The sequence below is a fragment of the Streptomyces alkaliphilus genome (assembly GCF_014141535.1).
Classification (GTDB): domain Bacteria; phylum Actinomycetota; class Actinomycetes; order Streptomycetales; family Streptomycetaceae; genus Streptomyces; species Streptomyces alkaliphilus.
Genome location: NZ_VKHT01000092.1, coordinates 1 through 9,175 on the forward strand (window position 1 = coordinate 1; position 9,175 = coordinate 9,175).

The window sequence follows — 9,175 nt, forward strand, 5'->3', positions numbered from 1 at the left end:
ACCTACGGGTGACCCCGCCCGGTCGTCTTCCGGGGATGTGACGCCGGGGGAGGGCGGGGCCGATCGGTTCCCGAGGCGGAGCGGCCCCGGCCGGCCCCCGGCGGTGGGGTCCGGCCCGTCCGCGGTGTCGCGGCGTGTTCCGGGCCCTTTCCGCGCCCCGGCGGGCTCCCGGGGCGGTCGGGGCCGGTGCGCGGCCCGGGTCGCGCACGCCCCGTCGAGGGGTTCCCGGTCCCTCGCGCAGGAGTGTCGGAACGGTGTCGGGCACGGCGTGTCCCGGCCCCTTTCACGGGGTCCGCGGACGGCCGGGACGGACCCCCGGGTGTGATCCCGATCACGCTACCGAAGGTTGACACTCCGAAGCGCTGTGCGCCCCCGTGAGCCGTTTCGGGGGTAGGGCCGCATATGGGGAGTCGGACGCCATCGGTTCAGGGCATCTCATGTGCCTTCAGGGCCCGGCAAAGCGCCATTGCTGTCAGTCCTGCCGGTAGAATGGAGACCCCGCCTCACCGCGGACCATGTCGAGTGACACGGCCGCTCCGCTCTCCCGCGGAGCCGGCTCGTGCTGTGCCAGAAAGGGCGCTTCGTGGCCGATTCCGGCAGTTTCAACGAGAACACCCCGGCCGCCGCCGCGACCCCCGCTCCGGCGGACTCCTCCTACGACGCCAGCGCGATCACGGTCCTGGAGGGCCTGGACGCCGTCCGCAAGCGCCCCGGCATGTACATCGGCTCCACCGGGGAGCGGGGTCTGCACCACCTCGTCCAGGAGGTGGTCGACAACTCCGTGGACGAGGCCCTGGCCGGACACGCGAGCCGCATCGACGTGACGCTGCTGGCCGACGGCGGCGTGCGCGTCATCGACGACGGTCGCGGCATCCCGGTGGGGATCGTCCCCTCGGAGGGCAAGCCGGCCGTCGAGGTCGTGCTCACCGTGCTGCACGCCGGCGGCAAGTTCGGCGGCGGCGGCTACGCCGTCTCCGGCGGTCTGCACGGCGTCGGCGTCTCGGTGGTCAACGCCCTCTCCACCCGGGTGGAGGTGGAGATCCACACGGACGGCCACCGCTGGACCCAGGACTACCGGCTGGGCGTCCCGACCGCGGAGCTCGCCAGGCACGAGGAGACCGACCGCACCGGCACCTCCGTCACCTTCTGGGCCGACGGTGACATCTTCGAGACCACCGACTACTCCTTCGAGACGCTCTCGCGGCGCTTCCAGGAGATGGCCTTCCTCAACAAGGGCCTGACCATCTCGCTGACCGACGAGCGCGAGGCCGCCAAGCAGACCGCCGGCGCGGACACCGCGGGCAGCGAGGACGAGAACCAGGCGCGGCGGGTCGTCTACCACTACGAGGGCGGCATCGTCGACTTCGTGCGCCACCTCAACTCCCGCAAGGGCGAGCCGGTGCACCCCTCGGTCATCTCCATCGAGGCGGAGGACACCGAGCGGCTGCTGTCGGTGGAGATCGCGATGCAGTGGAACACCCAGTACACCGAGGGTGTCTACAGCTTCGCCAACACCATCCACACCCACGAGGGCGGCACCCACGAGGAGGGCTTCCGCGCCGCGCTGACCTCCCTGGTCAACCGCTACGCGCGGGAGAAGAAGCTGCTGCGGGAGAAGGACGACAACCTCACCGGCGAGGACATCCGCGAGGGCCTGACCTCGATCATCTCGGTCAAGCTCGGCGAGCCGCAGTTCGAGGGCCAGACCAAGACCAAGCTCGGCAACACCGAGGCGAAGACCTTCGTCCAGAAGATCGTCCACGAGCACCTGGCGGACTGGCTGGACCGCAACCCCACCGAGGCCGCGGACATCATCCGCAAGGGCATCCAGGCCGCGACCGCCCGGGTGGCGGCCCGCAAGGCCCGCGACCTGACCCGCCGCAAGGGGCTGCTGGAGACCGCCTCACTGCCGGGCAAGCTGAGCGACTGCCAGTCCAACGACCCGACCAAGTGCGAGATCTTCATCGTCGAGGGCGACTCCGCCGGTGGCAGCGCCAAGTCCGGTCGGGACCCGCAGTACCAGGCGATCCTCCCGATCCGCGGCAAGATCCTCAACGTGGAGAAGGCCCGGATCGACAAGGTCCTGCAGAACACCGAGGTCCAGGCGCTCATCTCGGCCTTCGGTACCGGTATCCACGAGGACTTCGACATCTCGCGGCTGCGCTACCACAAGATCATCCTCATGGCCGACGCCGACGTCGACGGCCAGCACATCAACACCCTGCTGCTGACCCTGCTGTTCCGCTTCATGCGGCCGCTGGTCGAGGCCGGCCACGTCTACCTCTCCCAGCCCCCGCTGTACAAGATCAAGTGGGGTCGGGACGACTTCGAGTACGCCTACTCCGACCGCGAGCGCGACGTCCTGCTGCGCCGGGGCCGGGAGCAGGGCCGGCGGATCCGTGAGGACTCCATCCAGCGCTTCAAGGGTCTGGGCGAGATGAACGCCGAGGAACTGCGGATCACCACCATGGACACCGCCCAGCGCTTGCTGCGCCAGGTGACCCTGGACGACGCCGCCGCCGCCGACGACCTGTTCTCCGTGCTGATGGGCGAGGACGTGGAGGCCCGACGCTCCTTCATCCAGCGCAACGCCAAGGACGTCCGCTTCCTGGACATCTGACGGTCGGACACGGGCGCGCCGGGCCCCGGCGCCCGGCGCGTCCCGTCCCCGTCGGCCGACCGCCGGCACCATCCGGCCCCCTCCCGGACTCCGGGACCGAACCAGCTCGCCACGCCCCGAAGGGAACGGACCCACCCACATGGCCGAGGACATCACCCCCCCGCCGGACGGCGCCGCCGAATCCCCCGTCGCGCCCCTCCTGGCCGCCGAGGTGGGGGACCGAATCGAGCCGGTGACGCTCGAGATGGAGATGCAGCGCTCCTACCTCGACTACGCCATGAGCGTCATCGTCTCCCGCGCCCTGCCGGATGTCCGGGACGGCCTGAAGCCGGTGCACCGCCGCGTGCTGTACGCGATGTACGACGGCGGCTACCGCCCCGAGCGCGGCTTCTACAAGTGCGCCCGCGTGGTCGGCGACGTGATGGGCACCTACCACCCGCACGGCGACTCCTCCATCTACGACGCCCTGGTGCGGCTCGCCCAGCACTGGGCGATGCGGATGCCGCTGGTGGACTCCAACGGCAACTTCGGTTCGCCGGGCAACGACCCGGCCGCCGCCATGCGGTACACCGAGTGCAAGATGGCCCCGTTGGCCATGGAGATGCTCCGGGACATCGACGAGGAGACCGTTCACTTCCAGGACAACTACGACGGCCGGAACCAGGAGCCGACCGTCCTGCCGGCCCGCTTCCCCAACCTGCTGATCAACGGCTCGGCCGGGATCGCGGTCGGCATGGCCACCAACATCCCCCCGCACAACCTGCGGGAGGTGGCCGCCGGCGCCCAGTGGTACCTGGAGAACCCCGAGGCGACTCCGGACGAGCTGCTCGAGGCGCTGATCGAGCGGATCAAGGGCCCCGACTTCCCCACCGGGGCGCTGATCGTCGGCCGTGCCGGCATCGAGGAGGCCTACCGCACCGGCCGCGGCTCGATCACCATGCGATCGGTGGTCGAGGTCGAGGAGATCCAGGGCCGGCAGTGCCTGGTCGTCACCGAGCTGCCCTACCAGGTGAACCCGGACAACCTGGCGCTGAAGATCGCCGAACTGGTCAAGGACGGCCGGGTCGGCGGCATCGCCGACGTGCGCGACGAGTCCTCCTCGCGCACCGGGCGGCGTCTGGTGATCGTCCTCAAGCGGGACGCCGTCGCCAAGGTCGTGCTCAACAACCTCTACAAGCACACCGATCTGCAGACCAACTTCGGCGCCAACATGCTGGCACTGGTGGATGGCGTGCCGCGCACCCTGTCGCTGGACGCCTTCATCCGCAACTGGGTGGGTCACCAGATCGACGTCATCGTGCGCCGCACCCGCTTCCGGCTGCGCAAGGCCGAGGAGCGTGCGCACATCCTGCGCGGCCTGCTCAAGGCGCTGGACGCGATCGACGAGGTCATCGCGCTGATCCGGCGCAGCCAGACCGTCGAGGAGGCCCGTGGCGGCCTGATGTCGCTGCTGGAGATCGACGAGATCCAGGCCAACGCCATCCTGGAGATGCAGCTGCGCCGGCTGGCCGCCCTGGAGCGGCAGAAGATCACCGCCGAGCACGACGAACTGCAGGCGAAGATCAACGAGTACCAGGCCATCCTGGCCTCCCCGGAGCGGCAGCGCTCCATCATCAGCGAGGAACTGGCCGCCATCGTCGACAAGTTCGGCGACGACCGGCGCAGCCGCCTGGTGCCCTTCGAGGGCGACATGTCCATCGAGGACCTGATCGCCGAGGAGGACATCGTCGTCACCATCTCCCGGGGCGGCTACGTCAAGCGCACCCGGACCGACGACTACCGGGCCCAGAAGCGCGGCGGGAAGGGGGTGCGGGGCACGAAGCTGAAGGAGGACGACATCGTCGACCACTTCTTCGTCTCCACCACCCACCACTGGCTGCTGTTCTTCACCAACAAGGGCCGCGTCTACCGGGCCAAGGCGTACGAACTGCCGGACGCCGGCCGGGACGCGCGCGGTCAGCACGTGGCGAACCTGTTGGCCTTCCAGCCCGACGAGCGGATCGCGGAGATCCTCGCCATCCGGGACTACGATGCGGCCCCGTACCTGGTGCTGGCGACCAAGTCCGGCCTGGTGAAGAAGACCCCGCTCAAGGACTACGACTCGCCCCGCTCGGGTGGCGTCATCGCCATCAACCTGCGCCAGATGCCCGACGGGCGGGACGACGAGCTGATCGGCGCCGAGCTGGTCTCCGCCGAGGACGACCTGCTGCTGATCAGCCGCAAGGCACAGTCCATCCGGTTCACCGCCTCCGACGAGGCGCTGCGGCCGATGGGCCGGGCGACCTCCGGCGTGAAGGGCATGGGCTTCCGCGAGGGCGACGAGCTGCTGTCGATGAACGTCGTGCGGCCGGGCACCTTCGTCTTCACCGCCACCGACGGCGGCTACGCCAAGCGCACGCCGGTGGACGAGTACCGGGTGCAGGGGCGCGGTGGCCTGGGCATCAAGGCCGCCAAGATCGTCGAGGACCGGGGCTCCCTGGTCGGCGCCCTGGTGGTGGAGCGAACGGATGAGATTCTGGCCATCACCCTGTCCGGGGGCGTGATTCGCACGCGGGTCGAGGAGATCCGCGAGACCGGCCGTGACACCATGGGCGTCCAGCTCATCAACCTGGGCAAGCGCGATGCGGTGGTCGGTGTCGCCCGGAACGCGGAGGCGGGCCGGGAGGCCGAGGAGGTCGCCGAGGCGGCGGGTCCCGCCGACCCGGCGGACGGCGCGGACGGCGGAACCGCCGGGTCCGGTGCGGACGTCACGACCGGTATCGCATCGGGCGAGGCCGACGGCGACGAGGAGTAAGGCGTGAGCGCAGCCGAGGGCGCCCCCCGGGGCGGCGGCGGGGGAGAGCACGGACGGGCACCGGACGCACCGGGCACCACGCCCGACCGGCCCTCCCGACCCGCCGACGACCGGGAGGCCCCCGGCGGCGAGCACGGCTCCGGGGACACCCGTTCCCGGGGAGGATCGACGCGTGGGGGAACCACGATGACCAGTGCCCGACCCGTGGACCCCTATGCCCCCGATGGGCAGGAGAAGGGCCAGGCGGAGCGCTACCACCCGCCCCAGGCGTACCAGGCTCCGGCCGGTGCGCTGCCCGCGGCCGACGGATCCGGGGCGCGGCCGGACGAGACCACCCGACTGCGTCCGCAGACCGACGGGCCCGGCCGGGGACAGCAGCCCGGCGGCCGGCCGGGGCAGCCCGGCCCGCACGGGGACGTCGGCTACGGCCCGGCGGACCAACTCCAGCAGGCGGTGCGGCGTCCGCGCACCGGGGCCCGGACGGTGCCCCGCACCCGCAAGGCGCGGCTGCGGGTGGCCAAGGCCGACCCGTGGTCGGTGATGAAGGTGAGCTTCCTGCTCTCCATCGCGCTGGGCATCTGCGGCGTGGTCGCCGTGGCGGTGCTGTGGATGGTCATGGACTCGATGGGGGTCTTCTCCACCATCGGCGCCACCATCAGCGAGGCCACCGGCACGGAGAACAGCAGCGGGTTCGACCTGGAGGCGTTCCTCTCCCTGCCCCGGGTGTTGATGTTCACCGGTCTGATCGCCGCCATCGACGTGGTGCTGGCCACCGCCCTGGCCACGCTGGGGGCCTTCATGTACAACCTCTCCGCGGGCTTCGTGGGCGGCGTCGAGCTGACCCTCGCCGAGGACGAGTGATCCCGGTGGGTCGGGGTCTCCGGGGCACCGGATGTCCCCGACCGGTCGGACCCGAACCGATTTGGGAGCGGGCCGGACCATGCGCTAATCTTTCGGTGCAGCGCGGGGCTATAGCTCAGATGGTTAGAGCGCATCCCTGATAAGGATGAGGCCACAGGTTCAAGTCCTGTTAGCCCCACCGGCGCGAACGCCCCCAGCCGAGACCGGCTGGGGGCGTTTGACATCCGAGGCCGACATCGGCCGTTCCCGGGGTCCCCGCCTCCTTGACGCCCACGGTTGACGCCAACGGCCCCGGGGGCCCGGAAACGGGCGTCGCGACCCGGCGAGCGGGCCCCGTTCGGCAGGACACGATTGGGTATCATCGGCGCCGGATGCTCCATATGATGTCTAAGAAGGACGAGGTAGCACGGTGAAGAAGCTCCTCCTGGTCGCACTGGTCGCCGCGGGCGGCATCCTGGTGTACCGCCAGATCCAGCAGGGCAAGGCCGAGCAGGATCTGTGGACCGATGCCACCGACCCGGTTCCGGGTGACGCCGTTCCCGCCGGTGTCGGCACCGCCACCGAACACTGAACGCCTCCCGGAGCGTCCCGTGAGCCGGATCCGGCCACGGGTCGGACCGGTACGGGCCCCCACCGCCACAGGGCGGTGCGGGGCCCGCGGTGTGTGGAGGAGCATCGACGGCCCCGTGCGGCCCCGTGCGGTGTCGTGTGCGGCGGTGATCACTGCGCCGTGAACCACCCCCCGGGCGCGCGGCCGGTGGAGCCGGACCGCCCCTTCGTGATCATGGTGGGGTGGTTGTGTCGAGACCGTGACACGCCTCGTCTTGTTGTGTGCGCGTGCAAACTCATACGGTGCTCATCGGGGTTCGCGCCGGGGCGGGCCCCGGTGAGGCCGGCCGCCCCTGCGCGATCGTGCCGGGAAGCGGGTCGAGCGACGAGGGGGAGAGCACGCATGGGCGCGATACCGGGTACGCCGACCGGGCACCACACCCGGGGCGACATGAGCCGAACCGCCCGCCGGGGCGGGGCCCGGTCGGCGCGCCGGCCGACCGCCGCGCTCACGGCCCTCACGGTCGTGGCCGGTGCCCTCCTCACCGCCATTCCGGCGTTCCTCCCGCCGGGCGTGCCCGGCGGCGCCACGGCCCGGGCCGCGCCCGCCGACATCCCCGGCGGCCTGATCCTCGTGCTGGACGCCTCCGGCTCCATGGCGGAGGACGACGGCACCGGCACCACCCGCATGGACGACGCCCGCGAGGCCCTGGGCACCGCCGTCGACGCCCTTCCCGAGGGGTACCCCACCGGGCTGCGGCTGTACGGCTCGGAGAACAGCGATTGCACCGACACCCGGCTCGCGCAGCCGGTCGAGCCGGTGGATCCGGAGGCCATCCGGGACGCGTTGGGGTCGGTCGGCCCCACCGGCAACACCCCCACCTCGCTGGCCCTGGAACGGGCCGTGGAGGATCTTCCCGAGGTGCCGCACGGGGCCATCGCCCGCCGCACCGTGCTGCTGATCTCCGACGGCGAGTCCAACTGCGACGGGGAGCCCCCCTGCGAGGTGGCCGAGCGACTGGCGGGCGACGGCGTGGACCTGCGGATCGACACCGTCGGCTTCCGGATCGGCGAGGAGGGCCGCGCCGAGCTGGAGTGCATCGCGGAGGCCGGGCACGGCACCTATTACGACGCCCCCGACGGGGAGGCGCTGGGTCGGGAGTTGGAGCGCGCCGCCCGACTGTCCGCCGACGGCTACCGCTTCGAGGGCGAGGAGGTGGACGGTGGCGCGGACGCCGCCTCCGCGCCGACGCTGGAGCCCGGCGGATATCTGGACCGGATCGGCCCCGGTGAGACCCGCTGGTACGCGGTGGACCTGGACGATGTGTCCACCGCCGACGTCGCGGTCACCGCCGTGCCCCACCCGGGGGTGGCCGTGCACCGGCGCGACGGGCTGCTCCTGACCCTCTCGGAGTCCTCCGACAAACTGCGCCGCTGCGTCCGGCAGGACGTGCGCTTCGGGGACGACGAGGGCGCGATGATCCTGACCGGGGCCGTCTCCCGGGTGCCGAGCCCGAACGGGAACGCGACCTGTGACGCGGCCGGTCGGTACCTGCTGTCGGTGGAGCGGGAGAGCGAGGAGGGTTCCGACGGCGCCCACTGGCCGATCGAACTGCGGGTGGCGGTGGAGGAACCCCTGCCGGATGACGTGCGGCCGGCGGCCTCCGCCACCTCCTACGGCGCGGCCGGTCCGGACTCGCCGCTGCCCACCGACGAGCCCGTGGACATCGAGGGCGGAACCGGCTTCAACGACGCGGTGGAACTCGCCCCGGGCGTGCACCGGGACCGCCTGCTGCCGGCCCAGACCCGTTTCTATCGGGTGCCTGTGGGATGGGGGCAACAGCTTCGCTACCGGGTGGAGTTCGGCAACGAGCCGACGCTGGAGGAGCGTTCCGCGTCCTCGTGGGTGCGCACCGTGGCGTACGCGCCGCACCGCGCGCCGATCGGGCGCGGTGACTTCCGCGCGGACCGCCCCTACCGGGGTGAGGAGTCGGCGGTGGACATGGGGACCGTGCCGGTGACCTGGACCAACCGGTACGAGAGCTCGGCGGCGGTGACCCCGGTGCGGTCGCCCGGTGACCACTACATCGCCGTCTCGCTCGGGCCGGGGGCGACGGAGATCGCGCGCAACGCGGCGATCGGCGTGGTGCTGCGGGTGGACGTGGTGGGCGAGGAGCTGACCGGCCCGGGTCACGACGCCGTCCCGGTCTCCGCCGGTGAGGGGGACGCCTCCGGGGCGGAGGACGAGGGCGAACGGGACGACGGGGAACGGGATGCCGGGAACGGTGACGATTCCGCCGCCCCCGGGGAGTCCGGTGCCGCCGACGGGGCGGGATGGGGCGCCCCGCTGA

The 9,175-nt window shown here is 71.7% G+C and carries 5 protein-coding genes and 1 tRNA gene; all 6 read left to right on the forward strand.

All coding sequences use genetic code 11. The features are described 5' to 3' along the window. The first annotated feature begins 559 nt into the window (after positions 1-559). Complete coding sequence (gene gyrB, locus FNQ90_RS05430; RefSeq protein ID WP_143617965.1) at positions 560-2,620, forward strand: DNA topoisomerase (ATP-hydrolyzing) subunit B; 2,061 nt, start codon at positions 560-562, stop codon at positions 2,618-2,620. 139 nt (positions 2,621-2,759) lie between these two features. Next, entirely contained in the window at positions 2,760-5,414 is a 2,655-nt protein-coding gene (gyrA, locus tag FNQ90_RS05435; protein WP_182605216.1) for a DNA gyrase subunit A, read from the forward strand. 186 nt (positions 5,415-5,600) lie between these two features. Next, entirely contained in the window at positions 5,601-6,275 is a 675-nt protein-coding gene (locus FNQ90_RS05440; protein ID WP_407699307.1) for a DUF3566 domain-containing protein, read from the forward strand. A 104-nt stretch (positions 6,276-6,379) separates the two neighbouring features. Then, positions 6,380-6,453 (forward strand) — tRNA-Ile (locus FNQ90_RS05445). A gap of 231 nt (positions 6,454-6,684) precedes the next feature. Further along, a complete protein-coding gene (locus FNQ90_RS05450) occupies positions 6,685-6,846 on the forward strand; it encodes a DLW-39 family protein (protein ID WP_153426668.1) in 162 nt (53 codons plus the stop codon). A gap of 381 nt (positions 6,847-7,227) precedes the next feature. After that, positions 7,228-9,175, forward strand: a 1,948-nt coding sequence (locus FNQ90_RS05455; protein WP_182605217.1) for a vWA domain-containing protein, incomplete at its 3' end; no start/stop codon positions are given.

What these genes read in the sequence shown, in the direction of transcription:
- gyrA (WP_182605216.1), top strand. Translation starts at nt 2,760, where the DNA reads ATGGCCGAGGACATCACCCCCCCGCCGGACGGCGCCGCCGAATCCCCC.
- FNQ90_RS05440 (WP_407699307.1), top strand. Translation starts at nt 5,601, where the DNA reads ATGACCAGTGCCCGACCCGTGGACCCCTATGCCCCCGATGGGCAGGAG.